The sequence below is a fragment of the Bacillus sp. PS108 genome, from assembly GCF_037963335.1.
GTDB lineage: Bacteria > Bacillota > Bacilli > Bacillales > Bacillaceae > Bacillus > Bacillus subtilis.
This window is the reverse complement of sequence record NZ_CP150155.1, coordinates 812,487-838,158: the sequence shown is the minus strand read 5'-3', so window position 1 is coordinate 838,158 and position 25,672 is coordinate 812,487. Positions and strand designations below refer to the sequence as shown.

Annotated in this window: 23 protein-coding genes; 8 read left to right on the top strand and 15 right to left on the bottom strand. The window is 45.2% G+C overall.

What is annotated here, in order from left to right; genetic code table 11:
- Positions 1-73 precede the first annotated feature (73 nt).
- From NSQ16_RS04245 to NSQ16_RS04230, 4 genes are all read right to left on the bottom strand, one after another.
- Positions 74-1,051, bottom strand: a complete 978-nt coding sequence (locus NSQ16_RS04245; RefSeq protein WP_015715509.1) for a tRNA-dihydrouridine synthase — start codon at positions 1,049-1,051, stop codon at positions 74-76.
- Between the two features lie 736 nt (positions 1,052-1,787).
- Entirely contained in the window at positions 1,788-2,054 is a 267-nt protein-coding gene (locus NSQ16_RS04240) for a YfzA family protein (protein ID WP_009966802.1), read from the bottom strand.
- A 627-nt stretch (positions 2,055-2,681) separates the two neighbouring features.
- Positions 2,682-4,082, bottom strand: coding sequence for a 23S rRNA (uracil(1939)-C(5))-methyltransferase RlmD (gene rlmD / locus NSQ16_RS04235; protein ID WP_015252551.1), 1,401 nt, complete (start codon positions 4,080-4,082; stop codon positions 2,682-2,684).
- A 113-nt stretch (positions 4,083-4,195) separates the two neighbouring features.
- On the bottom strand, positions 4,196-5,059 hold the full coding sequence (locus NSQ16_RS04230; protein ID WP_003233646.1) for a DNA-3-methyladenine glycosylase: 864 nt from the start codon (positions 5,057-5,059) through the stop codon (positions 4,196-4,198).
- A gap of 118 nt (positions 5,060-5,177) precedes the next feature.
- Between NSQ16_RS04230 and corA the strand changes: the two genes are divergently transcribed.
- Positions 5,178-6,137, top strand: coding sequence for a magnesium/cobalt transporter CorA (corA, locus tag NSQ16_RS04225; protein ID WP_003233650.1), 960 nt, complete (start codon positions 5,178-5,180; stop codon positions 6,135-6,137).
- A 98-nt stretch (positions 6,138-6,235) separates the two neighbouring features.
- Entirely contained in the window at positions 6,236-7,096 is an 861-nt protein-coding gene (locus NSQ16_RS04220) for an NAD(P)-dependent oxidoreductase (protein ID WP_003233652.1), read from the top strand.
- A gap of 36 nt (positions 7,097-7,132) precedes the next feature.
- Here the strand turns inward: NSQ16_RS04220 and pdaA are convergent, their stop codons facing one another.
- Positions 7,133-7,924 (bottom strand): delta-lactam-biosynthetic de-N-acetylase, encoded by a 792-nt coding sequence (gene pdaA / locus NSQ16_RS04215; RefSeq protein WP_014479173.1) that lies wholly within the window; start codon positions 7,922-7,924, stop codon positions 7,133-7,135.
- 100 nt (positions 7,925-8,024) lie between these two features.
- On the bottom strand, positions 8,025-8,210 hold the full coding sequence (locus NSQ16_RS04210) for an SE1561 family protein (protein ID WP_003223132.1): 186 nt from the start codon (positions 8,208-8,210) through the stop codon (positions 8,025-8,027).
- A gap of 144 nt (positions 8,211-8,354) precedes the next feature.
- On the opposite strand from NSQ16_RS04210, the gene yfkAB reads away from it, so the two are divergent.
- Together yfkAB and mscC are read left to right on the top strand one after the other, a co-directional pair.
- A complete protein-coding gene (gene yfkAB, locus NSQ16_RS04205; RefSeq protein WP_003233655.1) occupies positions 8,355-9,476 on the top strand; it encodes a radical SAM/CxCxxxxC motif protein YfkAB in 1,122 nt (373 codons plus the stop codon).
- Positions 9,477-10,319, top strand: coding sequence for a mechanosensitive ion channel protein MscC (mscC, locus tag NSQ16_RS04200; protein ID WP_003233656.1), 843 nt, complete (start codon positions 9,477-9,479; stop codon positions 10,317-10,319).
- Between the two features lie 38 nt (positions 10,320-10,357).
- Here mscC and NSQ16_RS04195 read toward each other — a convergent pair whose 3' ends face one another.
- Complete coding sequence (locus tag NSQ16_RS04195; protein ID WP_003233657.1) at positions 10,358-11,152, bottom strand: YfkD famly protein; 795 nt, start codon at positions 11,150-11,152, stop codon at positions 10,358-10,360.
- 70 nt (positions 11,153-11,222) lie between these two features.
- Positions 11,223-12,278, bottom strand: a complete 1,056-nt coding sequence (cax, locus tag NSQ16_RS04190; protein WP_003233658.1) for a calcium/proton exchanger — start codon at positions 12,276-12,278, stop codon at positions 11,223-11,225.
- A gap of 167 nt (positions 12,279-12,445) precedes the next feature.
- Here cax and NSQ16_RS04185 point away from each other — a divergent pair, with 167 nt between their 5' ends.
- Complete coding sequence (locus NSQ16_RS04185) at positions 12,446-13,621, top strand: MFS transporter (RefSeq protein WP_003233661.1); 1,176 nt, start codon at positions 12,446-12,448, stop codon at positions 13,619-13,621.
- Positions 13,622-13,819: 198 nt separating this feature from the next.
- On the opposite strand, the gene NSQ16_RS04180 is transcribed toward NSQ16_RS04185, so the two are convergent.
- From NSQ16_RS04180 to yfkJ, 3 genes are read right to left on the bottom strand one after another with little or no spacing between them, the layout of a single operon-like run.
- Positions 13,820-14,647 (bottom strand): YihY family inner membrane protein, encoded by an 828-nt coding sequence (locus NSQ16_RS04180; RefSeq protein WP_003233663.1) that lies wholly within the window; start codon positions 14,645-14,647, stop codon positions 13,820-13,822.
- Between the two features lie 23 nt (positions 14,648-14,670).
- Entirely contained in the window at positions 14,671-14,991 is a 321-nt protein-coding gene (locus NSQ16_RS04175; RefSeq protein WP_003233665.1) for a hypothetical protein, read from the bottom strand.
- A 17-nt stretch (positions 14,992-15,008) separates the two neighbouring features.
- Positions 15,009-15,479, bottom strand: a complete 471-nt coding sequence (gene yfkJ / locus NSQ16_RS04170; RefSeq protein WP_019712686.1) for a protein-tyrosine-phosphatase — start codon at positions 15,477-15,479, stop codon at positions 15,009-15,011.
- A 202-nt stretch (positions 15,480-15,681) separates the two neighbouring features.
- Between yfkJ and NSQ16_RS04165 the strand changes: the two genes are divergently transcribed.
- Entirely contained in the window at positions 15,682-15,897 is a 216-nt protein-coding gene (locus NSQ16_RS04165; RefSeq protein ID WP_003243712.1) for a DUF1128 domain-containing protein, read from the top strand.
- A gap of 92 nt (positions 15,898-15,989) precedes the next feature.
- Positions 15,990-17,180 (top strand): MFS transporter, encoded by a 1,191-nt coding sequence (locus tag NSQ16_RS04160; protein WP_003233671.1) that lies wholly within the window; start codon positions 15,990-15,992, stop codon positions 17,178-17,180.
- A 38-nt stretch (positions 17,181-17,218) separates the two neighbouring features.
- On the opposite strand, the gene yfkM is transcribed toward NSQ16_RS04160, so the two are convergent.
- Positions 17,219-17,737: a general stress protein 18 gene (gene yfkM / locus NSQ16_RS04155; protein ID WP_015252557.1), complete on the bottom strand. Its 519-nt coding sequence runs from the start codon at positions 17,735-17,737 to the stop codon at positions 17,219-17,221.
- Positions 17,738-17,980: 243 nt separating this feature from the next.
- On the opposite strand from yfkM, the gene NSQ16_RS04150 reads away from it, so the two are divergent.
- Positions 17,981-22,369 carry a multifunctional 2',3'-cyclic-nucleotide 2'-phosphodiesterase/3'-nucleotidase/5'-nucleotidase gene (locus NSQ16_RS04150; RefSeq protein WP_080265328.1) on the top strand — a complete coding sequence of 1,463 codons (4,389 nt, stop codon included), beginning with the start codon at positions 17,981-17,983 and terminating at the stop codon, positions 22,367-22,369.
- 37 nt (positions 22,370-22,406) lie between these two features.
- On the opposite strand, the gene NSQ16_RS04145 is transcribed toward NSQ16_RS04150, so the two are convergent.
- The 3 genes from NSQ16_RS04145 to treC form a co-directional block, all read right to left on the bottom strand.
- Complete coding sequence (locus NSQ16_RS04145; protein WP_014476144.1) at positions 22,407-23,072, bottom strand: NAD(P)H-dependent oxidoreductase; 666 nt, start codon at positions 23,070-23,072, stop codon at positions 22,407-22,409.
- Positions 23,073-23,211: 139 nt separating this feature from the next.
- Complete coding sequence (treR, locus tag NSQ16_RS04140; RefSeq protein WP_003233679.1) at positions 23,212-23,928, bottom strand: trehalose operon repressor; 717 nt, start codon at positions 23,926-23,928, stop codon at positions 23,212-23,214.
- Positions 23,929-23,948: 20 nt separating this feature from the next.
- Positions 23,949-25,637, bottom strand: coding sequence for an alpha,alpha-phosphotrehalase (treC, locus tag NSQ16_RS04135; protein WP_032730624.1), 1,689 nt, complete (start codon positions 25,635-25,637; stop codon positions 23,949-23,951).
- Between the last annotated feature and the right edge of the window lie 35 nt (positions 25,638-25,672).

The window sequence follows — 25,672 nt, the reverse complement described above, 5'->3', positions numbered from 1 at the left end:
TCCAGGTATTTTAGTCAAGAATTGTGTAAAAATCCCTTTATTTTGTTAGCCTTTTTTGAATCAAGCACTGCAGTTACTCTATCCCATCAAGATACTTTCTCTCAAAGTCGTCGAGCAATGCACGCACTTCATCTGTTGACTTTGTGTTCATGCATTGATTTCTTAATTCACTTGCCCCTCGGAACCCGCGGAGATAAATTTTGAAAAAGCGAGGAAGAGGCTTGTACGGACGGGCTTCTAATGCTGAATATTTATCATGAAGATCCAGATGCAGCCTTAAGAGATCAAGCAATTCCTTGCTGCTATGCTCTTTCGGCTCCTTTTCAAAGGCAAATGGATTTGTAAAAATACCACGCCCAATCATAATTCCATCAACACCGTATTGTTCAGCAAGTTTCAAGCCAGTTTGGCGGTCAGGGATATCCCCGTTTATTGTTAACAATGTATCTGGTGCCACCTCGTCACGAAGTTTCTTAATCTCCGGGATGAGTTCCCAATGCGCATCTACTTTGCTCATTTCTGCTCTTGTGCGCAGATGAATAGAAAGATTGGCAATATCCTGTTTCAGTATGTGTGTCAGCCACTCGCGCCATTCGTCTACATCCGTGAAACCAAGTCTTGTTTTTACGCTTACGGGCAATCCCCCTGCTTTTGCTGCTTGTATTAACTCTGCTGCAACTTCCGGCCGGCGGATAAGACCGCTTCCCTTACCGTTCTGTGTCACATTAGGCACAGGACAGCCCATATTGATATCTAGTCCTTTAAATCCTAACTCTGCCATGCCAATACTCATTTTACGGAAGTTTTCAGGCTTATCTCCCCATATATGGGCCACAATTGGCTGTTCATCCTCTGTAAAAGTCAAACGGCCGCGCACGCTATCCTTCCCATCCGGGTGGCAATAGCTCTCTGAGTTTGTGAACTCTGTAAAAAACACATCCGGTCTGCCTGCTTCACTTACTACATGCCGGAAAACAACATCTGTCACATCTTCCATTGGTGCCAGTACAAAAAATGGCCGTGGCAATTCACGCCAGAAATTTTCTGTCATAACAAAAATCAAATCCTTTCATTAGAGGATACAGCTAGACCTGTATCTCAATATTAAAAAACTGACCATGCTTCTTTTTACACTTATCGCATGCGAAAGCATTTCTTATCAATCTATAGTAAATTTTGAACATTTCACGTGGGATAATTATCTACCCTATTTTTTATATTGTGGTTAACTCGCGCTGACCTTCGTCTTTCTTAGTGGCCTTACTTTTGAACTTTTGGATAAAAAGGATTCCAACCTAAATAGAATATCATATGAGTTCTCCATATTACCAACGCAAAATAATTGCCCTGTTATTGAAGATAAGATATTTAACACTACACCATATCCGTATCTCTATATCATATTTGCGGAAAAACTAATAGAGATAAAGCAAATTGAGTTGGGGGTGGTATAACTGAGTACTCAAGAGAATAAAAAAAACTCTACTTAAGCTGCTACCACTTGTGAATCACATGGAGTAAAGAGGATGAGAAGAGAAAATAAATCCTTATTTAAAAGAATTCAAGAACTTCAATCTGAATCATTTGGGATTTGCTCATGATTTAGAAAATAACCAACGCAGCAAGTGGCAACCTACTATATATTTGTATAGGGTTATAATTCGGTAATCCTGATCCAGAACCAATAAAATAGACTGCTGACTAAATGTCGCAGTCTTCACTCATAAGATAATTAAGAAAGTGTTCATTTTCTTTCATCATTAAATAAGGCATCAGAAGTTATTGCTTTAATTTCGAATATCCTTTGTTATCCCTGTAATTATTTGTATAATAGTGAAAACTCCCAAGAAAACAGTAATAATATTAAACCATGGATTATCATAGAATGAAAGATATGTTTGAAAGAAATCTAGTTCAACTATGTTTGCTGGGAATCCATTCATTTCTCTATACTTAGGACCCCATCCCGTTAATTCTACAAAATTAAAATAAAGCTGAGATACTAAAAATGCCAAAAATGTTTGAAACCAACTTCTTTTATATACTTTATCCATTTAATTATCCATTTCCTTCTCTGCAATACTTTTTAGCCAAGTGTCAATCTAAAATCATTATATTATGAAGCATGATTGTCGCAAGGATATAACCATTGTAGGTATTACTGTAATAGTTGTTATCGTCTCGGCACTATTATTTAATTGTTGTAGTGCTCATACGTTATGCATTTTAAAATGGGGTTGGCCATCATTTTCACCTCTTTCGTTTATTACAATGTTTCAACTTTTTACATCGAATGACTCTTGAAATGATATACGCCATACCTTTCCTTATATTCCTATAATCAATATTTCACACGTAATAACTGCAAGTTAATATATAATTTTACAAATTATGAAAAATATATCTATGATTTTACATCATTTTACTCATGTATTTTAATCATACTGGAAGGAAATTTTTCCGGTTAAATAACGCTTTTTTTCACCCGCTTTTCAACACGTTTTTTCAATTCTTTTCGCCAGTTAAAATAAAGATCTCCGAGAAAAGAAGGAAGATAAAATTGGGGAAAGACAGTTAGGACAAGGGCTGCGCACGAAAAAGACCCGGAAATCGGAATTGTTTATTTTACCGAAATCCAGGTCTTATTAGGAAAACTATTTTATGACTGGGAAATGTTCTTTTTAGTTAGACGATTTCAATACAAGTCTCGCCACTGCTTCAACATGCGCCGTCTGCGGAAACATATCGACAGGCTGAATATAGTCCACGCGATAGTCCTTCGACAGCGTCTGCAAATCCTTCGCAAGCGTGGATGGATTGCAGGAAACGTAGACGAAGCGTTTCGGTTTGACTTTTTTGATCGTGTCCAGGAACGTGCTGTCACAGCCCGTTCTTGGCGGGTCTACAATGACGACGTCCGGGCGGAAGCCTTCTTTCGTCCATTTCGGGAGCCAGTGCTCGGCTGTTCCTGTTACGTATGTGGCATTTGCCATGCCGTGTTTTTTGGCGTTTTTCTTGGCATCGTCAATTGATTCCTTGATGACGTCCATGCCGCGGACTTCCTTTGCTCCGTCCGCAACCCACATGCCGATAGTGCCGACGCCGCAATACGCATCAACGACTTTTTCTTTTCCGGTCAGCTGCGCCGCTTTTTTCACTTCATCATACAGCTTGACGGTCTGTTCCGGATTGAGCTGGAAGAAAGCGCGGGCGCTCAATTCAAAAGATACGTCGCCGAGCACTTCTTGAATCACTGTTTTTCCGGCGAGCGGTTTTGTTTTCTCACCAAAAATCACTGAGGTTTTCGCACCATTTACATTCTGAATAATGGATTTGACCTCTGGCAATCGCTTTTGAATCGCTTTGACGATTTCTTCCTTGTGCGGAAGCGTTTCTTTTGCGGTTACAAGCACGACCTGCACTTCGCCTGTTTCAAAGCCGACTCTCGTCACGATCGTGCGAACGTCGCCTTTTCGTTTTCTTTCATTATAAACAGACACATTGAAGTCCTCTAAAATGCGGCGGACGATGCCTGTTGTTTTGTTCGTTGCCGGATGCTGAACGATACAGTCTTTAATCGGAACGATGTCATGAGAATCAAGACCGTATAAGCCGGCGATGATGCTGCCGCTTTGCGAGCGCCCGATCTGGAATTGGCTTTTATTGCGGTAATTCCACGGGTTGTCCATGCCAATCGTTTCTTTGATTTCCATGTTTTCAACTTTAAACTTCGTATGGCGTTCAAGAGACTGAATGACGATATCACGTTTTTCCCGAAGCTGCTGGCTGTATGCAAGGTGCTGAAGCTGACAGCCGCCGCATTGTTCATAAACAGGGCAAGGCGGTGCCACCCGGTGCTCAGATGCCTTGCGGATTTTCTTAATGCGGCCCTCCGAAAACTTCGGCTGGACCTTTGTGGCCTGCACAACAACTTCTTCGCCAGGAAGCGCGCCGGGCACGAAGACGACTTTTTTCTTAAAATAGCCAACACCTTCTCCGTTAATGCCGAGACGCTTAATCGTCAGCGGAAAAGTTTGTCCGACCTTCAGTTCGACGGGCGCCTGTTTCTTTTGTTGGTTCACGTTGTTCTCTCCGTTTCTATATGAAGCTTTCTGCGGATGGCAGAAAGTGAAATGGTTTTTTCACATCTTTCTAGTATAACACGTTTGCAGGATTTCCTTCATTGTCAGACGAATTATTCTATACTCCTCCACAAATACAAAGACGCATAGCTTAAATAAGGCTCCCACTCCTTGCTCATCGCCAGCATGACATCCTTTGCCGGCTTATCGTCCAGCTGAAAGTGGCGTTTGATGGCATTCTGGAGGCCGATATCGGCAAGCGGGAATAAATTGGGACGGCCAAGTCCGAACATGAGGACGTTTTGCACGGTCCACGGGCCGATACCCCTGATTTTGATCAGTTTCTTCATAATGTCTTCATCCGCCATATGCGGCAGCTCTGACAAGCTGAGTGTGCCTTCTGCGATCATCCTTGATGTATCAATGGTGTATTCCGCTTTTCTCATGCTGAATTGCAGATCACGCAGATCCTGATAATCGAGTTCCGCAATCGTTTCCGGCTTTGGATAGCACCACACGCCATCCTTCTGCTCGCCAAACGCATGAACAAACCGTTCTGTTAGCGTGTAAGCGAAGGAAAGATTAAGCTGCTGGTGGATAATGCATTTCATCATGCAGTTGTACACGCTGTAGTCCAGAACAAGCGGCGTCCCGGCATGCTCTTCAAAAATGGCGGACAGGCTCGTTTTTGAAAAATGATCCAGAACGTGCTGCAAATGATTTTCCCATTGAAAAATCCGCTTGATTTCCTTCATCATTTCTCCCTGATCCGTTTCCCCGCTGACGAGGAACTCAGGCTCGCCCGCATGGCCTAACGCCTGTACCTTTACAATACATACGTCCCCCGCTTGATTTCTGATTGGCACACGGACTTCCCTCGCCTCTCGATCAACAGCATTGAGGGGGTCTAAAGACAGCCTGTCCAGCACGCGGTCAAAATGATACGGAGGCGTGACAGATACTTTTTCCTTCCACATGAGATCCACCCTTTTTTCCGTTTTTGTTCAGTATAACATGCCGCTTGAATTAGGCAGAGAGTACCGTATACTTTTCTCATAAAGACCGCATGATATAATGGCAGGTGGAGGGTTGTTTATGATCAACATTACCGCAATCACAACAGAGCATCAGCTGCTGAAAAATATACCGATCGAACGAGTGGAACAGCCTGATATTGCATGGTACTGGGTTGATTTTTACGGCCCGGAGGATACGGAAACGGCGTTATTGAGAGATTTTTTTCATTTTCACCCGCTTGCCATTGAGGATTGCTTCCAGCATATGCAGCGGCCGAAGCTTGACCATTATGACGGCTATCGTTTTTACGTGATTCATGCGCTGAATAAGGAAACACTTGAGACGGAGGAAGTCGATATCTTTCAAGGCGAAAAATTTGTCGTCACCTTTCATTTACACGAAACGCCCGGTATCGCTAAAGTCCGGGAGCGTTTGTATGCTTCACCGGACATATTGAAAAAAGGACCCGGGCATATTTCTTATATGATCATGGATCAGCTTGTTGATGAATATTTTCCTCTCGTGTATAAAATCGAAGACCGGCTGAATGAAATTGAAGAAAGCCGTCCCCACAAAACGTATGGAACGCTGATGAATGAGGTGTTTGATCTCAGAACAGACCTATTGCATTTGAGACGGACGATTATCCCGATGCGTGATTTGCTCTATCGGATTTTAAGCCTTGACCATGTGAAAGAGCAGCGGGAAACGAAAGCCTACTTCAGCGACATATATGATCATTTGTTAAAGTTGTCTGAAATTGTGGAATCCAACCGTGACATGACGTCCGACTTGCGTGACAGCTACGTGACGCTAAACTCAAACCGGATGAATGCGATTATGATGACACTGACGATCGTATCAACCATTTTCATCCCGCTCACCTTTATTGCCGGTGTATACGGTATGAACTTCGACTTTATGCCGGAACTGCATTGGAAATACGGATATTTCGCTGTACTTGGCCTGATGGCCGCGCTTGTGATTGGAATGCTGATTTGGTTTGTACATAAAGGATGGTTCAATATTTTTAAATGAGGACAGCGAGCAGCTGTTCTTTTTTGTTGTAAGCCGATCGCTATGCATATTCTGTTCATATTGTTTATAATGGAAAAAATATTCAGGGAGTGATTAGATTGAAAATTGCTGTCATCGGACTCGGCAATATGGGACAGCCCATTGCCCGAAATGTTCTTCAAGCAGGCTACGAATTGACTGTCTATAACCGGACGAAACAAAAGACAGAAGACCTTGTCACAGAAGGCGCACAGGCAGCTGATACGCCGCGGCTGGCGGCAAAATCCGCTGATATTGTCATCACAATGCTTGCAGATGATGATTCTGTCAGCACCGTGACATTCGGAGAAGACGGGCTGCTTGAAGGATTAGCAGAGAACGGCATTCACATCTCGATGAGCACAATCAGTGTTGAGTTCTCAGAAAAGCTCGCAGCGGCTCATGCAGAGAAAGGACAATTTTTTCTCGCCGCTCCTGTCCTTGGCAGACCGGATGCCGCAGCCAAAGCCGCGCTCCGTATCATAACAGCCGGACCGGCGGAAGCAAAGCAAGCTGCCAAGCCTCTGCTCGACAGCCTGAGCCAGCAGATATTTGACGTCGGCGAAGAAAGCAAGATAGCAAATGCAGCGAAAATCAGCATCAATTTCTTACTCGTGTCTATGCTGGAGGCGTTATCTGAATCTTTCTTAATGATGGAGAAGTACGGCTTAGAACAAAAACAATTTTTAGAAATTGCCAGCGCGCTTTTCGGCTCCCCTGTCTACCAAAATTACGGAACCATCATGGCCGAGCAGAAATTTGAGCCGGCCGGTTTCAAAATGTCATTAGGGCTGAAGGATACCAACCTGGCACTCGCCGCCGCAAAACAGGTTTCTGCAAATCTTCCTCTTGCCGAGCTGGCCAAGAGCCATTTTGAAAGCGGGATTGAACAAGGCTTCGGAGATCTGGATTGGGCCGCACTGATTAAATGTATAAAATAAAGAAAAGCCTCTCCGTTTCAGGAGAGGCTTTTCTCATTACAAGGACGGCATCTTCATTTCTTTCTCAAACATCAGATCATCAATGCTTTTAAAAGTGTAGCCTTGTTTTTTCAGGTCTGTGATCGCATCATCCAGTGCTTCAGCATTGTCCCTTGATACAGTGTGAAGCAGGTAAATAGCTCCCGGGTGCGCCTGCTTGATCATATGATCGTAGGCATATTTCTTCCCCTTCTGGTTATTGATTTTCCAATCAACAAAAGCGACTGACCAGAAAACGGTTTGATAGCCGAGGCGTTTCGTTTCTTTCAGTACGTACTCACTAAACACGCCGCGCGGCGGGCGCAAGTACAGGTTGTCCTGCTTTCCCGTAATTTTATAAACCTCTTCGTTGACTGAATCAAGCTCATCCTGAATCTGATCAGCTGTTTTTGTCGTTAAATCCGGATGGTGAAAGGAATGGTTGCCGATAATATGGCCCTCATCTGACATTCGTTTAATCAGCTGAGGCTGGTCCTTTACGAAATGCCCGGTGACAAAAAACGTTCCTGTTACGCGATGTTTTTTTAAGACATCAAGCACTTTTGGCGTATAGCCATTTTCATATCCGTTATCAAACGTTAAGTAAATCGTTTTTTCCTTTGTATTCCCTAAATAAAACGCGTCATATTTTTCAATCAAACTGTTCAGCTGCTTCCCGGCATCTGGCGGCTGATGATTGACACTTCGTTTAAAGCCCCAATTAATCGGCTCATTCGGCACCGCTTCCGCCTGTGCTGCACCTCCGGCAAGCAATACGGCGGCGCAGCATATTGAACACATCCACTTCATGGCCAGCGCTCCTTCTGCATTTTTTCTTATTTTACAGATAGGGGCTTTGTTTTATACTGTTGCTTTATGCCAATAAAAAAACCGCGGCGGGCACGCGGTTTTATTCCCAATCTTTTTTAAAACGTTCGTATTTGGCTTCCAGGTCATCAAGCATACTGATAAGCCTGTCTATATCTTCAACGTCGGTTGCTTCAGGGTCTAATGAATCGATGACGTTCATAAACATGTCAAGTCTGTTCTTTAAATAATCAATCTGCTGATCTTTATTGTTTACGGCGTTCCCCATTCTGTTCCTCCATTCATTTTTTATTATGGTAGCTCATTTTTTGCCGTTTTTCAATCGCCGCGCTACTTGCGATCTTGGCAAATCAGGTCTAAAATTAACTGTTGGCAGCGTTAGTATGCCCATTTATAAAGGAGTTAGATAGTCATGACACAAAACACGAAGCTGCGTCCGATTACGCCCGAGTTTGACCCTTGGGAAGCCTATATGGATGTTGACCAATACGGAGACATGCAGCTGACAAACGTTGAATTCACAACGACGACACTGTGCAATATGAGATGCGAGCATTGTGCTGTAGGCTATACATTGCAGCCTAAAGACCCGAATGCTCTGCCAATAGATCTTCTGTTAAAACGGCTGGAGGAAATCCCGCGCCTCAGATCCATCAGCATCACAGGCGGAGAGCCGATGCTTTCGTTGAAATCAGTAAAAGAATATGTTGTTCCTTTATTGAAATATGCCCATGAACGGGGTGTGCGGACACAAATTAATTCAAATCTGACCCTCGACATCGAGCGGTACGAATGGATCATTCCGTATCTCGATGTACTACATATTTCTCATAACTGGGGTACAGTTGAAGATTTTGCTGAAATCGGCTTTGCCATGATGGACAGAAAACCGACCTTCGAACAGCGCGCGCGCTATTTTGAAAAAATGATCGAAAACAGCCGCACGCTCGTGGATGCCGGAGTAATGGTATCTGCGGAAACGATGCTGAACAAACGAACTCTTCCGCATATTGAGCATATTCACCGCCAAATCACAGAAGATATGAAATGTCAGCGTCACGAGGTCCACCCAATGTACCCAAGCGATTTCGCAAGCGCTCTTGAATCCCTCAGCCTGAAAGAGATGAGACAGGCCATTCACCGCTTGCTGGATATTCGTGATGAAAATACGTGGATGCTGTTCGGAACGCTGCCGTTTTATGCCTGCAGTCCGGACGAAGACGACCAAAAGCTGCTTCGCCGGCTTCGCGCGGCGAAAAACGTCACAGTGCGAAATGACCCTGACGGCCGATCCCGCCTGAATGTGAACATTTTCGACGGAAACATTATCGTGACCGATTTCGGTGATACCCCGCCGCTTGGCAACATTCAGACGGACAGCCTCCCTTCTGCCTATGAAAAGTGGAGAGAGACCAAGCTTGCGAAAGAACTAAGTTGCCACTGCCCGAATGTCCGGTGCCTCGGACCGAATGTTCTTGTCAAAAACAGTTATTATCAGGATACAGACTTCACAAAACGTCAAGCCAGGAGTTAGATGCGGATGAAAGAAACACTTACGGAGGTTTTTCAAAATAAAATCGTCGATATTCTCCTCGTTGCCGTTATCCTTTGGATCAGTGTCTTTATCATCAACCGGCTGGTACAGCTATTTTTTAAACGGACGGATTTTATTGAAGAAAAAAAGGAAAAAACGATTGAAAGCCTTGTCCGTTCTGTCACCCAGTATACGGCGACAATTGGTTTTATCTTTTACGTTATTTCTTTATTTGTGCATGATTTCGGCAAGATATTGGCCGGGGCGGGCGTAGCAGGTATCGTGATCGGTTTTGGCGCCCAATCGCTGATCAAAGATGTGCTGGCTGGTGTGTTCTTAATATATGAACGCCAGCTGCACAAAGGCGATTATGTCACCGTCAACAACTTGTTCAACGGGACAGTGGAGGAAATCGGCCTCCGCTCGCTGCAAATCCGGGAATGGAGCGGGAAGCTGCTCACCATCAGCAACGGCGAGGTCAGACAAATAGAGAACTATAATATTGATTTTATGCGGATTACCGAATCCTTTCTTATCAGCTTTAAAGAAGATCCGGACCGCGTGTACAGCGTGTTGGAAGAGGCATGTGACATGCTGAATGAAGAGCTTCGTGATTCATTGAAGCGGGATGAATTCGGCAATCCGACAGAACCGTTTCAAATCCACGGCATCACCGCATTGAATAAAATCAATCGCGGCGTCGAATTTACGGTTAAAGGCATGGTGAAAGATGATGATTATTTCAGTGCCAGCCTTGCAGTCAGACGGGTTCTCGTTCGCCAGCTCTACCAAAACAATGTGCAAATGCTTGAGGAAGCGGTCCGAATCGAGAGAACCCAATAAACAAAAAAACTGATTCCGAGTTGGAATCAGTTTTTTATTTATCTTGGCAGTGAGGAAAGCTGAAAGCCAAATGTGACATGATCTTGAACCGGAATCCACGCGCCGATGCCCTGTGACGTGACATTTTTCACGACGAGTTTTCGTTTATTTCCTTTCAGCACTAAGTACACTTCTCCGTAAGTCACTTTTCCTTTTTCATTCACAGCCGGTGCATATGCATGTAAATAACCGATTTTTTTAGGAGCGACTTTATAAATCTGATCCCGTTTTGTGCCAGCCCCGATGACCGTCTCAAATGCAAGCGGAAGGTTCGTTTTCTTCATTGCTTTTTGCATCATCATGCTTTTGACATCTTCAGCATTTGGAACTTTAGCTGTGAGGCCGCCCTTCACTCTGTACTGCTGTTCCTGGGCATAATGCATTTCAGCCGTTTCTTTCCCGCCGCGGTTATCCGCACGGTTTGTATTGATTTTTTTATATTCCCAGTTTGCGACTGTTTCATTTGATTCATAGCCGAGCGCCCATTTCCCGAGAAATATTGTCGCCCGGTACCCTACTGCAAGCGGTGTGCCGGATATGTTGGATTCATTCAGCATTTTGATGAGATGCGGATTTTCAATCTTCACCTCAGAATGATCGAGCAATTCCTTTGCCAGCTTGCTCGGCTGAAGCATTGGCTGATCCTGTGAAGCATTCGGATACGTGTTTTCCTTTGAAATGCTTGCGACAGAATTAGGAACCTTAAACTGCTTTTTCGCGTGGATGGGCTGAACACCGAAAAAACTAAAGAATAACAACACGATAAGTGTGGAATGAAATAGCTTTTTCATCATATCACTCTTTCTATGGCATTTTCCCTTAGTCTTTTCATCCCGCTTTGTTGTTATCCATCATTTTTTCAGGTTAAAGAAGGAAAAAGCCGATCGCCATAATGACATATGCAGCAAGCAGTGTCGCCCCTTCAAACCAGTTGGAATCCCCGTCATTCGAAATCGCGATCATCAAGAGAACCGCTGATACCATCGCGACGAGCTCCGGCAATGTAAATACAAGCGGCATGCTTGTCGGAAAAAAGATAGAACAGATGACGAGAACCGGTGCGACAAACATAGCGATCTGCAGCGTAGAGCCGACTGCAATTTCAACCGCAATGTCCATTTTATTTTTGAAGGCCATAATAATCGCTGACGCGTGCTCCGCCGCATTTCCTACAATCGCCACGATGATGACCCCGATAAACAGCTCGCTCCACCCGAACTGTTCAGCAACCGAGTGAAAGGTATGGACCAGGTTTTCGGATATGTATGCAACCACAATCGTTGCCGCAAACAAGACAATCGTCGCAACCTTCCCTGACCATTCCGGCTCTTCCTCTTCTTCAGACTGAGCGGCATTATTCGGCTGATAAACGCCCCGATGCGTGACAAGTTTAAAGTACAGCGCCGCCACATACAACAGAATCATAATGATGCTGATGCCGATGCTTAAATTGAGCTTGCTGGCGTTTCCCATACCAACAGAGAATACCTCCGGAATCACAAAGGCGACAATGATGGCAAAAATCAGAAGCCCGGAGTTATGGCGGGCATCATGGATATTAAATTCCTGCCGCTTATATTTTAAACCGCCGACAAAAAACGATAGGCCCGCTACCAGCAGCAGGTTCCCCAGCACTGAACCGGTTAAAGAGGCAAGCACGATTCCTGTCAGGCCTTCTTTTAATGCAAAAAGGGAAATAATCAGCTCCACCGCATTCCCGAAGGTTGCATTCAACAAACCGCCGATACGCGGTCCTGCAATGATGGACAGTGATTCTGTCGCCCTCCCCATATAGCTTGCAAGCGCGATAATCGTCACGCAATAAACTGCAAATAGAACCGCGGAAGGCCAATGCATCAAACTGCCAATCACAGAAAGCGGAACACCGGCCGCCACTAAAATAAAAAAGATACGATTCATGGTGAAATAGCTCCTTTTTTATGACTTGTTTTATTTTTATTCTTCACAAAAACCTTCATGATTACACGAGGGCAAATGTATAGCGTGATATAGGCTTTTTTCAGGTTGCCTGCTTTTGGAAAACATTGTACGATCAACATAGATTCCACATAAGGAGAACTGACACGATGTCACGATTTCATTTCTTTATCCTTGTCTTGCTCGTATCCATTTCCGGGTTTTCACAAGGCATGCTACTGCCTGTCATTTCAATCATTTTTGAAACAAATGGAGAATCCGCTGCTATCAACGGCCTGCACGCGACCGGGCTGTATATCGGTGTGCTTTTGGCTTCGCCGTTTATGGAAGCGCCGCTCAGAAAGCTCGGGTTCAAGCCACTGATCGTCATGGGCGGAAGCATTGTCATTTTAAGCTTATTCGGATTTATTTGGCTTCAGTCAGTTTGGGTTTGGTTCCTGCTTCGCCTGTTCATTGGAATCGGCGACCACATGCTTCACTTTTCTACGCAAACGTGGGTGACCTCCATGTCATCAAAACAAAATCGCGGAAGAAACCTGTCTATTTATGGGCTTTCCTTTGGCCTTGGCTTTGCCGCAGGCCCGTTCATGGTGCCGCTTGTCAAACTGAGTCCGTCGCTTCCTTTTATCGTGTCCGGCTGCATCAGTCTGTTTGCGTGGCTTTTTGTTTTCTTTCTACAAAATGCATACCCGGAAACCAGTCCTCATGAAACCAAATCAGACAATAGTTTCAGGCGATTTTATCAGGCCATGTTGTTTGGGTGGGTTGCCTTTATGCCTACATTTGGCTATGGCTTTCTGGAAACGGCGCTGAACGGAAGCTTTCCGGTGTACGCGCTCCGTTTGGGGATATCAGTAGACGCAGTAGCGATCATCCTTCCCGCATTTGCGATTGGAAGCATTATCTTTCAGTTTCCGCTCGGCATCCTCAGCGATAGATACGGCAGGCGGAATGTGCTGCTGGTGATTTTGCTGACTGGGGCTCTTTGCTTTTTCATCGCCGGTGTATTTCCTTCGCCTTACGTGATCGGCGGCTGCTTTTTTATTGCAGGAATGGCAGTCGGATCAACCTTTACACTTGGCATCAGCTATATGACAGATCTTCTCCCGCCTCACCTCCTGCCGGCGGGAAACCTGCTTTGCGGCATTACATTCAGTCTCGGCAGCATCCTCGGCCCGGTTGCCGGCGGCTGGTATATGCAGACATTTGAAAGCGCAAACTTGTTCTACTTCATTACTCTCACGCTTAGCGCTGTGTGGCTGGCCCTTGTGCTGGGCAAACCGAAAAGCTGGTCACCGGCTGAAACCTATTCTTCATCTTCTTAATCAAAAAGCCTCCCGACATCATGTCAGGAGGCTTTTATGCTAATGGTAGCCGTTTTGTCCGTTGGCGCTTCCGCTTGTTTTATGGCTCGATTTGCTTTTCGAATTTTGTTTGTTATGGCTTCCGCCTTTTTTCGTATGCTTGGTCATCACGATATCCCCCCGACTTCTTTTTGAACCGAAGTTCGTTTATAGGGTGCGCTATTGGTAGGGATTTTCATCAGGAAGCTTTTTACGTTTATGTAAAAGAGCGTTGATTTCTCCGCCTAGGATAATTAAAATGCCGCTCAAGTAAAACCAAATCATCAGAACGATGATTCCCCCGATGCTCCCGTAAGTGGCGCTATAGTTCGCAAACGTGCTGACGTAAAATGAAAACAATGTGCTGACAATGATCCAGCCGATAGTCGCAAAGACCGCACCCGGCATGACAAACCGGAGAGACAGCTTTTTGTTCGGCGCAATCACATACAGCGCGGAAAAAACAATCAAAAGCACAAGCGGGCTGACACCCCAGCGAATGGCGGCCCAGACGGATAAAAACAGATCCGACGCGCCGACAAAGTCAGAAGCGAGCCTTCCAATCTCCCGGCCAAATACCGGCAGAAGCAAAGCCACTAAAATCGTAAATACCATGGCAATCGTCAAAAAAATCGAGGTTAGACGAACAATGATAAAAGAGCGGTTTTCTTCCACATCATACGCGTGGTTTAGCGACCGGACGATCGCGTTCATTCCATTAGACGCAGACCATAATGCGGCGATAATCCCGAATGACAGCAAACCGCCATTTCGATTATTTAAGGTTTGATGGGTAATGGATTCAACGAGAGACATCGCACTGGCGGGAGCATATTGTTCTATGACTCCTAAAACATCATCAGTAGAAAGCGGAAGATACGCGGTGAGCGTCAGCATAAAAATCAAAAACGGAAACAGTGATAATAGAAAAAAATACGCCAGCTCCGCTGATTTACTTTGTCCTTCATGAAGGGTGTATCTGCTGAAAAGCTCTTTCAAAAAACTCATGTCGTCTCACCTCGCATGTTTGATCATTTTTTTGAAAAATGCTCTTTCGTTTCTTGCACGAGTTCCATCACTTGCGGCGTTGTTTTCTTCAGCTCTTTCACCTGCTGGTTCACAAAGTCGACTTCCTTTGAAAGCGTTTGGGCGAGCTTTTTGGCCTCATCCACTTTTGTGATAACAGTGTTTTTTAACAGCTCCGGATTGCTTTTATACAGTGAAAGTTTATGCTTGCATGTCAGCCATCTCATGCCGCACGCCTGTCTTGTCGGCTTATGGAGCAGTGATAACGCCGCACCTGCCGCAGCTCCGAGAAATATCCCTTTCAGCATTAAACGTTCGTTGTTCATGCAAATTCTCCTTTCACTCACAATTGTTTTTCTTTTTGAATAGACGCAAGGAGATGCTCACAGCCCGATTTGATTAATTGGCAGACTTCTTCAAAATTCCCTGTGTAGTAAGGATCGGGAACGTCGGCAAGATCTGAATCTTCAACATAGTCCAAAAGCCTTTTGATATGTGAGGTGTTTTTAAATCCCGCCATGCTTCTGAGACTTCCGATATTTTCTGCATCCATTGCAATGATGTAATCAAAATCGGCCAGATCCTGTTCGCTGACTTGACGCGCCAGCATGCCATCAAAGCTGATTCCTTCTCTGCGCAATATCTCCTGCGTTCCCTCATGCGGCGGATTGCCGATGTGCCAGCCGCCGATTCCCGCTGAGTCCGCCTTGATTTTCTCCTCTAATCCTTTTTTGGCTGCAAGGTCCCGAAAAATCGCTTCCGCCATCGGAGACCGGCAAATGTTTCCTAAACAAACAAATAACACGCTTATCATGTTGTCCAACCTCCCTATTCTTTGCCCCTATTTCTCTAAAAAGAAACCTTCATGAATATCTTAGTAGGATGTTCATTTTCTTTTCAACTGATGTCTTCACTTTTTTGGAATGAACAGCCTGCTTTTAGAATAGGGTTTTTTTCTGATGGAATTCTGTTAGAATAAAACATACCTATATTGCGCATAGAAAGGATGGAACCCTTTGTCCAGCCCAAATACAGAAACATTAACTCAAATGATTGAAGAGATTTCCCAAAAGCTGAACATGCTGAACGTCGGCGTAATCAAAGCGGAGGATTTCAGTGATGAGAAGATTGAAGACCTCACGTACCTTCACAGAATGGTGATGAAAAAAGAATCATTCAGCCCAAGTGAAATGCAGGCGATTGCTCAAGAATTAGCCTCGCTTCGTAAATAATGGAGACTGGCCGGAAACTCGGCGAGTCTTTTTTATCATTTCCCCAAACCAAAACAGCAAAGTGTTCGAATAAGATTTGAAGGAGTACAAGCATGCAAACGACATCTATCAAAACAGCATCCGGAATGTATATCAACTACTTCTTTCTGGGGATGGTCAACATCATTCTCGCATCCAATATGTCTTCATTAACAAAACAGTGGAATACCGATCCGACCGGCATCAGTTATGTCATTGCCGCTATCGGGTTTGGCAAACTGCTGACATACGGCATTTCCGGCGTTCTATCAGATAAAATCGGCAGAAAGCCGCTTGTTGTCGCTTCTGCGGGAATTATGGCCGTCTTTTTAGTCGGTATTCCTTTATCACCGAGCTATGAGCTGGCGTTTGTGTTCGCCTTATTAGCCGGAGTCGCAAATTCAGCGATGGATGCCGGAACATATCCGGCCCTAACCGAGCTCTTTCCGTCTGCTTCCGGTTCGGCGAATGTCTTGGTCAAAGCCTTTATGTCTGTCGGGGCCGCACTTTTGCCGCTTTTGATCACATTTTTATCAGACCACAGCATGTTTTACGGATTTGCTTTTTATCTGCCGGCAGCGGTCTATCTCCTGAATATTATTTATTTATCAACGCTTTCGTTTCCTAAAAAACATAAGAAACCAACTAATAGCGGCCAACAGGAATCTCCCGTTTTCTTGTCTGAACCCGTTTTTCAGAAGGAAGGCACCGCACTGATTATCATCGGTTTTACATCCACGGCTTTATTTACGGTTTCTCAAATCTGGCTCCCGAGCTACGCGCAAAAGGCAGCCGGTTTAGCTGAATCAGCATCTGTACAATTGCTGAGCTATTATAGTATAGGATCTCTGGCATCTGTTTTATTATTAGCCGTTTTGCTGAATAGATGGGTCAAACCTGTCTTCATAACGCTCTTATATCCTATTATTACTTTATGTACGCTCGCAGTCATGCTGACCGTTCATATCCCAGTTGTGCTGGACATCACTGCCTTTTTCTTAGGCTTTTCAACTGCGGGTGTGTTTCAAATTACCATTACGTTAATGACAGAGCTTTTCTGGAAGCGAAAAGGAACCGTTACCGGAATTGTAGCGACCGCTTCAAGTCTTGCATCGATTCTGCTGCCGATTGCAACAGGGCTTATCGCAAAAGCGGGGGGCATCGCTCATATTTTCATATTCGACTTCGGCATTGCGGTCATCGGAACGGCTGCAGCTGCTTTCTTGTATTACAGGTACAAGAAACTGACAGGTGCTCAAGCCTAAGCAACAAAAAACGGACGCCCAAGAGCGTCCGTTTTTTCTTATTTCTCAAGCAATGCCAATGACTCGCGGTTAAATGCCGGTATATCTTCCGGTGTGCGGCTAGTGACCAATTGATCCTGGCAAACAACCACTTCCTTGTCCACAACGTCGGCACCGGCGTTTTCCATGTCAACACGAATGGACGTATAGCCCGTCGCTTTTCGGCCGTCGAGCGCTTTCGCATTGATTAAAAGCTGCGGGCCGTGGCAAATGGCGAATACCGGTTTTTTGTCAGTCATAAACGCTTTTGTAAATTGGACGAAACGATCGTCAGCGCGAAGCTGGTCTGGTGAAAATCCTCCGGGAATCAAAAGCGCATCAAAGTCTGAAGGGTTTACGTCGTCAATGGACGCGTCAACCGTCACTTCCGCTTTTCCCTGCTTGCCTTTTACTGTTTTTCCTTTTTCATTTTCGATGACAGTCAGTTCATGTCCCGCTTCTTTAAAGGCTTTCGCAGGCTCAGTGTACTCGCTGTCCTCAAAGTAATCTGTCAAAACAACTGCAATTTTTTTCCCCATGGTTCATAACCTCCCGCTTTATATGTCTACATAAAACACTCTACCCCAGCCACACTAAAATAAACATTTTGCGAATATGGACAAACGATAAGCATAAATACCCAGTATTTGTCGCTTGAAGCTGCTACATAGTACTCATTTTTCTCCCTTTTACAATAATCATAAAGAAACACCTACAAATAGTTACAAAATATTCTTACAATAGGAGCTGTAACACAAATTTCGTTGAAAGGTGGAGAACTGGTGAGAATACAGAAAAGACGAACACACGTCGAAAACATTCTCCGTATTCTTTTGCCCCCAATTATGATACTTAGCCTAATCCTCCCAACACCACCCATTCATGCAGAAGAAAGCGCGGCTCCTCAGGTGCATCTGAGTATTTTGGCTACAACTGATATTCATGCCAACATGATGGATTACGATTACTACAGCGACAAAGAAACGGCGGATTTCGGTCTGGCAAGAACAGCGCAATTGATCCAAAAGCACCGCGAGCAAAACCCTAACACTCTGCTTGTGGATAACGGCGACTTGATTCAAGGGAATCCGCTGGGTGAATACGCGGTGAAATATCAAAAAGACGACATTATCTCCGGCACGAAAACCCATCCGATTATCAGCGTCATGAATGCGCTGAAATACGACGCCGGAACGCTTGGCAATCATGAATTCAACTACGGGCTCGACTTTCTCGACGGCACAATCAAAGGAGCCGATTTCCCGATTGTAAATGCCAACGTCAAAACAACTAGCGGCGAAAACCGTTATACGCCGTATATGATTAATGAAAAAACCCTCATTGATGAAAACGGTAATGAGCAGAAAGTAAAAGTCGGCTACATAGGCTTTGTCCCGCCGCAAATCATGACATGGGACAAAAAGAATCTCGAGGGGCAAGTTCAGGTGCAGGATATCGTAGAATCCGCCAATGAAACGATCCCGAAAATGAAGGCGGAAGGCGCAGATGTCATTATTGCCCTCGCCCACACCGGCATTGAAAAGCAGGCGCAATCATCAGGCGCAGAAAACGCCGTGTTTGACCTTGCCACTAAAACGAAAGGCATTGACGCGATTATCTCGGGCCATCAGCACGGACTCTTTCCTTCCGCCGAGTATGCGGGTGTTGCTCAGTTCAATGTGGAAAAGGGAACAATTAACGGCATTCCTGTCGTCATGCCAAGCAGCTGGGGCAAATATTTAGGCGTGATTGACCTCAAGCTTGAAAAGGCGGACGGCTCATGGAAAGTAGCAGATTCCAAAGGAAGTATTGAATCTATTGCTGGCAACGTCACATCAAGAAACGAAACCGTTACAAACACCATTCAGCAAACACACCAAAACACACTGGAGTATGTCCGAAAGCCAGTCGGCAAAACCGAAGCAGATATTAACAGCTTCTTTGCACAGGTCAAAGATGATCCTTCCATTCAGATCGTGACTGACGCGCAAAAGTGGTACGCTGAAAAAGAAATGAAGGATACCGAGTACAAGAACCTGCCGATTTTATCCGCTGGAGCGCCGTTTAAAGCAGGCGGCAGAAACGGAGCCAATTACTATACAAACATTCCAGCCGGAGATCTTGCGATTAAAAATGTCGGTGACTTGTATCTTTACGATAATACTGTTCAAATCGTCAAGCTGACAGGCAGCGAGGTCAAGGACTGGCTGGAGATGTCAGCAGGCCAATTCAATCAAATTGATCCAGCTAAAGGCGGCGACCAGGCCTTGCTGAACGAGAATTTCCGCTCCTATAATTTTGACGTGATTGACGGTGTCACATATCAGGTCGATGTGACAAAACCGGCTAAATACAATGAGAACGGAAAAGTGATCAATGCGGATTCATCCCGGATCATCAATCTTTCCTATGAAGGCAAGCCGATCAGCCCAAGCCAGGAATTTCTCGTGGTCACCAATAACTATCGTGCGTCCGGAGGCGGCGGGTTCCCTCATCTGACGAGCGATAAAATTGTCCACGGCTCTGCGGTTGAAAACAGGCAGGTGCTGATGGACTATATTATTGAACAAAAAACAGTCAATCCAAAAGCAGACAACAACTGGTCAATCGCGCCTGTTTCCGGCACGAATCTGACGTTTGAATCCTCGCTTTTGGCCAAGCCATTTGCCGATAAAGCAGACGACGTCGCTTATGTAGGCAAGTCTGCGAATGAAGGCTATGGTGTGTATAAGCTGCAATTCGATGATGATTCAAATCCAGATCCTCCTAAAGACGGACTGTGGGACCTGACCGTCATGCACACCAATGATACGCACGCACATCTCGATGATGCAGCAAGACGAATGACGAAAATCAACGAAGTACGCAGCGAAACAAATCACAACATTCTCCTTGATGCGGGAGATGTGTTTTCCGGCGATCTGTATTTTACAAAATGGAACGGTTTGGCCGATCTGAAAATGATGAACATGATGGGCTATGACGCCATGACCTTCGGAAATCATGAATTTGACAAAGGCCCGACAGTGCTTTCTGATTTTCTAAGCGGAAACAGCGCAACCGTTGATCCGGCGAACCGCTATCTCTTTGAAGCGCCGGAATTTCCGATTGTCAGTGCAAACGTAGATGTGTCAAATGAGCCCAAGCTGAAATCATTTGTCAAAAAGCCGCAAACCTTTACGGCAGGTGAAAAGAAAGAGGCCGGCATTCACCCTTACATTCTGTTAGACGTTGACGGGGAGAAAGTCGCCGTATTCGGCCTGACAACAGAAGATACAGCCACCACATCAAGCCCGGGCAAAAGCATCGTATTCAATGATGCCTTTGAAACAGCACAAAACACCGTCAAAGCGATTCAAGAAGAAGAACAGGTAAATAAAATTATTGCTTTAACCCACATCGGGCATAACCGGGATCTTGAGCTAGCCAAAAAAGTAAAAGGCATTGATTTGATCATCGGCGGACACACTCACACCCTCGTAGACAAAATGGAGGTCGTGAACAACGAAGAACCGACGATCGTGGCACAGGCAAAAGAATACGGCCAATTCTTGGGGCGCGTTGATGTCGCGTTTGATGAAAATGGCGTTGTGCAAACAGACAAATCAAATCAGAGCGTGCTGCCAATTGATGAGCATACAGAAGAAAACGCAGAAGCAAAACAAGAGCTTGATCAGTTCAAAAGTGAATTAGAAGACGTAAAAAATGAAAAAGTCGGCTATACGGATGTGGCGCTTGACGGCCAGCGTGAGCATGTGCGCACGAAAGAAACGAATCTCGGAAACTTCATCGCGGACGGTATGCTGGCAAAAGCGAAAGAAGCAGCCGGCGCCAGAATAGCGATAACAAATGGCGGCGGCATCAGAGCCGGCATTGACAAAGGTGATATCACACTCGGCGAGGTGCTCAACGTGATGCCGTTCGGCAATACGCTTTACGTGGCCGATTTAACCGGAAAACAAATTAAAGAAGCCCTTGAACAAGGCCTAAGCAATGTGGAAAATGGCGGCGGCGCTTTCCCTCAGGTGGCCGGAATCGAATATACCTTTACATTAAACAACGAACCTGGGCACCGTGTGTTAGAAGTGAAAATTGAATCGCCTAACGGAGACAAAGTTGCTATAAATACGGATGATACCTACCGCGTGGCAACAAATAATTTTGTCGGTGCCGGAGGAGACGGATATTCTGTCTTTACAGAAGCCTCCCATGGTGAAGACCTTGGCTACGTTGATTATGAGATTTTCACCGAACAGCTGAAAAAACTAGGAAACAAGGTCTCTCCTAAAGTTGAAGGACGGATCAAAGAAGTATTCCTGCCGACAAAGCAGAAGGACGGCAGCTGGACACTTGATGAAGACAAATTTGAGATTTACGCTAAAAATGCCAACACGCCGCTTGTCTATTACGGAACACATGAAGGATCACAAGAGAAGCCTATCAATCTCAAAGTAAAAAAAGATCAGGTCAAACTTTTGAAAGAAAGAGAGTCAGATCCTTCATTGACGGTGTTCAACTACTGGTACAGCATGAAGATGCCAATGGCGAACCTTAAAACTGCAGACACTGCAATCGGAATCAAGTCGACGGGAGAATTGAATGTGTCATTGGCAGATGTATATGACTTTACAGTAAAGCAAAAAGGAAAAGAAATAAAATCATTCAAGGAGCCCGTACAGCTTTCGCTTCGCATGTTTGATATTGAAGAAGCTCATAACCCTGCCATTTATCACGTCGACAGGAAAAAGAGAGCTTTCACAAAGACAGATAACGGATCAGTTGACGATGATATGGTGACAGGATATACAAACCACTTCAGCGAATACACGATCTTAAATTCCGGTTCGAACAACAAACCGCCGGCATTCCCGTCCGACCAACCGACAGGCGGTGATGACGGCAGTCATGGCGGAGGCTCCGACAAACCAGGCGGAAAACAGCCGACTGACGGAAACGGAGGAAATGATACGCCTCCCGGCACTCAACCGACTAACGGCTCTGGAGGAAACGGTTCGGGCGGATCAGGAACAGACGGTCCGGCTGGCGGCCTGCTTCCGGACACAGCCACATCCATGTACTCGATACTGTTGGCCGGATTTCTTATCAGCGCACTCGGAACGGCAATGTACTTACATCAGAGGAGAAAACAGAATAGAACGAATCAGGCATAAAAAAAGAGCTGCTCGCTAAGCGAGCAGCTTTCTTTATTTAAACCCACTTCACAACATCTTCAACAGCAGATCTTGTTTTCGGACGAGGGTCTCTCACTCGGTAGCCAAATGCCACCATCACAGAAATATCGAAGCTTCCGTTTTCCAGAAGGCCTTCTTCTTCAAGAATACGGTGGATGTGATCGTACTGGAAGCCTTCGATTGGGCAGGAATCAACACCGATTTGCGCAGCGGCAGTCATCATGTTGCCAAGCGCGATATAGGTTTGTTTTGATGCCCAGTCAAACAATGTTCTGTCACTTTCAAGCAAATGCAAATCGTTTTTCTGGAATTCTTCTGTTTTGCTTAAATAGCCTTCGTACACGTCTTGAGGCATTTGTTTTACTTCTTTTAAATGACGTTTGATGTAGTCCGCATTATATTTAATATCCTTCGCTGTACGCGCAAGAATCAGGACGAAATGGCTTGCGGTCGGCAGCTGCTTTTGTGCGCCCCATGTGTATTCACGAAGCTTCTCGCGGAACTCCGGATTTTGGACGACGACAAATTTCCAAGGCTCAAGGCCGAGTGAGCTCGGAGACAGTCTTCCTGTTTCTAAAATAAATTCAAAATCGCTGTCTGACACTTTTTTATTCGGGTCAAATTCCTTAGTCGCATGCCTGAAATTGTATGCATCCAGAATTTGTTTCTTTAGATCTGCCATGTAAAACACCTCTCCTTTAGGTTACTCTCATCTCTATTGTAGCCATTATGATAAAAAGTAAAAGTACGCACATTTTTGTTGGATAGTATCAATTTTGATACCAAACAAAAAAGCGCGCTGCCGCAGGCAGGCGCCTCTCTCATTTCCCCCGCCGCGCAAAATCAACAAATCGGAATTTGTCGAGACGGTGTCTGCTTTCCGTATATTGAAACAAACTGGTATCCTCCAAAAAGACGTAGTTTCTCACCACGACCATATGGTCATAGCCGCGTAAATCGAGCAGCTCTCTGTCCTCGTCCGTACACGGCTCGGCGACAATTTCTTTTTGGGCGTAACTGATCGAAAGACCTAGCTCTCCTTCTATATATTCATATATGGAGTTTTCACAAATTTCTTTCGTCAGGTGAGGGACATGCTTTCTGAAAAAGTAATCCTTGTCCAAAATCACATGTTCCCCGTCAATCTTTCTAGACCTGATGACTTCCCAGATGTCGTCATCCAGATTGGCCCGGAGCTGTTTTTGGATCAGCTCTGACGGAGGCTCCAGCCCGAATTTGTGTACAGTTGTTTTCGTTTCTTTGCCAAGCGTTTGCGCGAGCTCCTTGAAGCTGACAAGGCCCGAAACGGGAAACTGCATTTTTTCACGATTGAGCACGACGGAGCCTTTTCCCCTGATTTTCTGAATATAACCGTTTTGCGCGAGCATATGAAGCGCCTTTCGGACCGTTTCTCTTGATGTACCGTACTGTGCGGTCAACTCATGTTCAGACGGAAGAATCTCCTCCGCTTTCCATCGGCCGCCTTCAATTTGCTGTGCGATGTCTTTATAAATTGTGATGAATTTATTCACCTTCATTATGGACCACCCAGCTTAGTTTAACACGGTTTCGTTAAACGATAAACAATGGACTCATACGGGCGAAGCGTCATGTTCTGAAGCCCTTCCCTTGCTTCATCGTTCGTCAACAGCACCTCTGCCTTCCATTCGTCAGGCGCTAAAGAGTCCGGCAGTGTAAAGGCCGCCTCTGTCCCGTAAAAATTATTGATCACGAGCAGCTTTTCATTGCTGCCGTGTCTGAGATACGCAAAAATGTTCGGGTCATCCTTTGCGATTAACTCATACGTTCCCTCTGTCACAATGTCATACATTTTGCGAATTCGAATCAATTTTTGATAATGGTAAAACACCGAATTCTGATCCCTCAGCGCCGCTTCAGCATTGATTTCCCGGTAATTTCCTGCAACCGGTATCCATGGTGTGCCCGTTGTAAAACCGCCATTCTCCGTAGCATCCCACTGAACGGGGGTTCTGGAATTGTCACGGGATTTCGCCTGTAAAATGGCTGTGATCTCTTGATCAGCCATTCCTTTTTCCTTAAAGGCGTGATACATGTTCAGCGATTCGACATCCCGATAGGAGCTGATGTCAGTAAACTTCGGATTCGTCATCCCCAGCTCCTCGCCCTGATAAATATAAGGCGTGCCCTGCATCATATGAATGGCCGTAGCAAGCATTTTCGCCGATTTCACCCTATATGCGCCATCATCTCCATATCTTGATACAACGCGCGGCTGATCATGATTGCACCAGAACAGAGCGTTCCATCCTCCTCCTGCGTGCATCCCCGTTTGCCAGTCGGATAGGATCTCCTTCAGCTTCAAAAAGTCAAACGGCGCCAAGGCCCATTTTTCGCCGTTGGGATAGTCAACCTTGAGATGATGGAAGCTGAATGTCATATCAAGTTCTTTATTGTCAGGATTCGTATACCGGATACAGTGGTCTACGGTTGTTGAAGACATCTCACCGACCGTCATGCTGTCGTAATGCGAAAACACCTTTTCGTTCATTTCATGCAGAAATTCGTGCACCCGCGGCCCGTCAGTGTAAAAAGAGCGGCCGTCGCCGCCGTCCTCCGCATCCGGAAAGCGCTGATCTTTAGAAATCAGGTTGATGACATCAAGCCTGAAGCCGTCTATTCCCTTTTCAAACCAAAAATGCATCATGTCATAGACATGCTTTCTGACCTCTTCATTTTCCCAATTCAAATCAGCCTGCGTCACATCAAACAGATGCAAATAGTATTGGCCCGACGCTTCGTCAAGTTCCCATGCCGAGCCGCCGAATTTCGATTCCCAGTTCGTCGGAAGAGAACCGTTTTCCTGCGGGTCTTTCCATATATAAAAATCACGATACGGGCTGTCTTTTGACGAAATAGCCTCTTGAAACCATTTGTGCTCTGTTGACGTATGATTGACGACAAGATCCATGACGACTTTCAAGTCTCTTTTATGCGCTTCGGACAGCAGGCGCTCAAAGTCCTCCATCGTACCATATTCAGGATAAATCGAGTAATAGTCACGGATATCATACCCATTATCATGCTGAGGAGAATCATAAATCGGCGTCAGCCATAGCACATCCACTTGAAGTGTTTTTAAGTAATCCAGCTTTTCAATAATGCCGTTCAAATCGCCGACACCGTTTCCCGTCGTATCGTTAAAGCTTTTCGGATAAATTTGATAAACCACAGCTTTTTTCCACCATGGCGTTTGTTCTGTTTTCATCTGTTTCCACCACCATATTTAAATTGAAAACGGGA

Coding starts and splice junctions, on each gene's coding strand:
- NSQ16_RS04245 (WP_015715509.1), bottom strand. CDS start 1,051: ATGACAGAAAATTTCTGGCGTGAATTGCCACGGCCATTTTTTGTACTG.
- NSQ16_RS04240 (WP_009966802.1), bottom strand. CDS start 2,054: ATGGATAAAGTATATAAAAGAAGTTGGTTTCAAACATTTTTGGCATTT.
- NSQ16_RS04230 (WP_003233646.1), bottom strand. CDS start 5,059: ATGTGGAAGGAAAAAGTATCTGTCACGCCTCCGTATCATTTTGACCGC.
- corA (WP_003233650.1), top strand. CDS start 5,178: ATGATCAACATTACCGCAATCACAACAGAGCATCAGCTGCTGAAAAAT.
- pdaA (WP_014479173.1), bottom strand. CDS start 7,924: ATGAAGTGGATGTGTTCAATATGCTGCGCCGCCGTATTGCTTGCCGGA.
- NSQ16_RS04210 (WP_003223132.1), bottom strand. CDS start 8,210: ATGGGGAACGCCGTAAACAATAAAGATCAGCAGATTGATTATTTAAAG.
- yfkAB (WP_003233655.1), top strand. CDS start 8,355: ATGACACAAAACACGAAGCTGCGTCCGATTACGCCCGAGTTTGACCCT.
- mscC (WP_003233656.1), top strand. CDS start 9,477: ATGCGGATGAAAGAAACACTTACGGAGGTTTTTCAAAATAAAATCGTC.
- NSQ16_RS04195 (WP_003233657.1), bottom strand. CDS start 11,152: ATGATGAAAAAGCTATTTCATTCCACACTTATCGTGTTGTTATTCTTT.
- cax (WP_003233658.1), bottom strand. CDS start 12,278: ATGAATCGTATCTTTTTTATTTTAGTGGCGGCCGGTGTTCCGCTTTCT.
- NSQ16_RS04185 (WP_003233661.1), top strand. CDS start 12,446: ATGTCACGATTTCATTTCTTTATCCTTGTCTTGCTCGTATCCATTTCC.
- NSQ16_RS04180 (WP_003233663.1), bottom strand. CDS start 14,647: ATGAGTTTTTTGAAAGAGCTTTTCAGCAGATACACCCTTCATGAAGGA.
- NSQ16_RS04175 (WP_003233665.1), bottom strand. CDS start 14,991: ATGAACAACGAACGTTTAATGCTGAAAGGGATATTTCTCGGAGCTGCG.
- yfkJ (WP_019712686.1), bottom strand. CDS start 15,479: ATGATAAGCGTGTTATTTGTTTGTTTAGGAAACATTTGCCGGTCTCCG.
- NSQ16_RS04160 (WP_003233671.1), top strand. CDS start 15,990: ATGCAAACGACATCTATCAAAACAGCATCCGGAATGTATATCAACTAC.
- yfkM (WP_015252557.1), bottom strand. CDS start 17,737: ATGGGGAAAAAAATTGCAGTTGTTTTGACAGATTACTTTGAGGACAGC.
- NSQ16_RS04145 (WP_014476144.1), bottom strand. CDS start 23,072: ATGGCAGATCTAAAGAAACAAATTCTGGATGCATACAATTTCAGGCAT.
- treR (WP_003233679.1), bottom strand. CDS start 23,928: ATGAAGGTGAATAAATTCATCACAATTTATAAAGACATCGCACAGCAA.
- treC (WP_032730624.1), bottom strand. CDS start 25,637: ATGAAAACAGAACAAACGCCATGGTGGAAAAAAGCTGTGGTTTATCAA.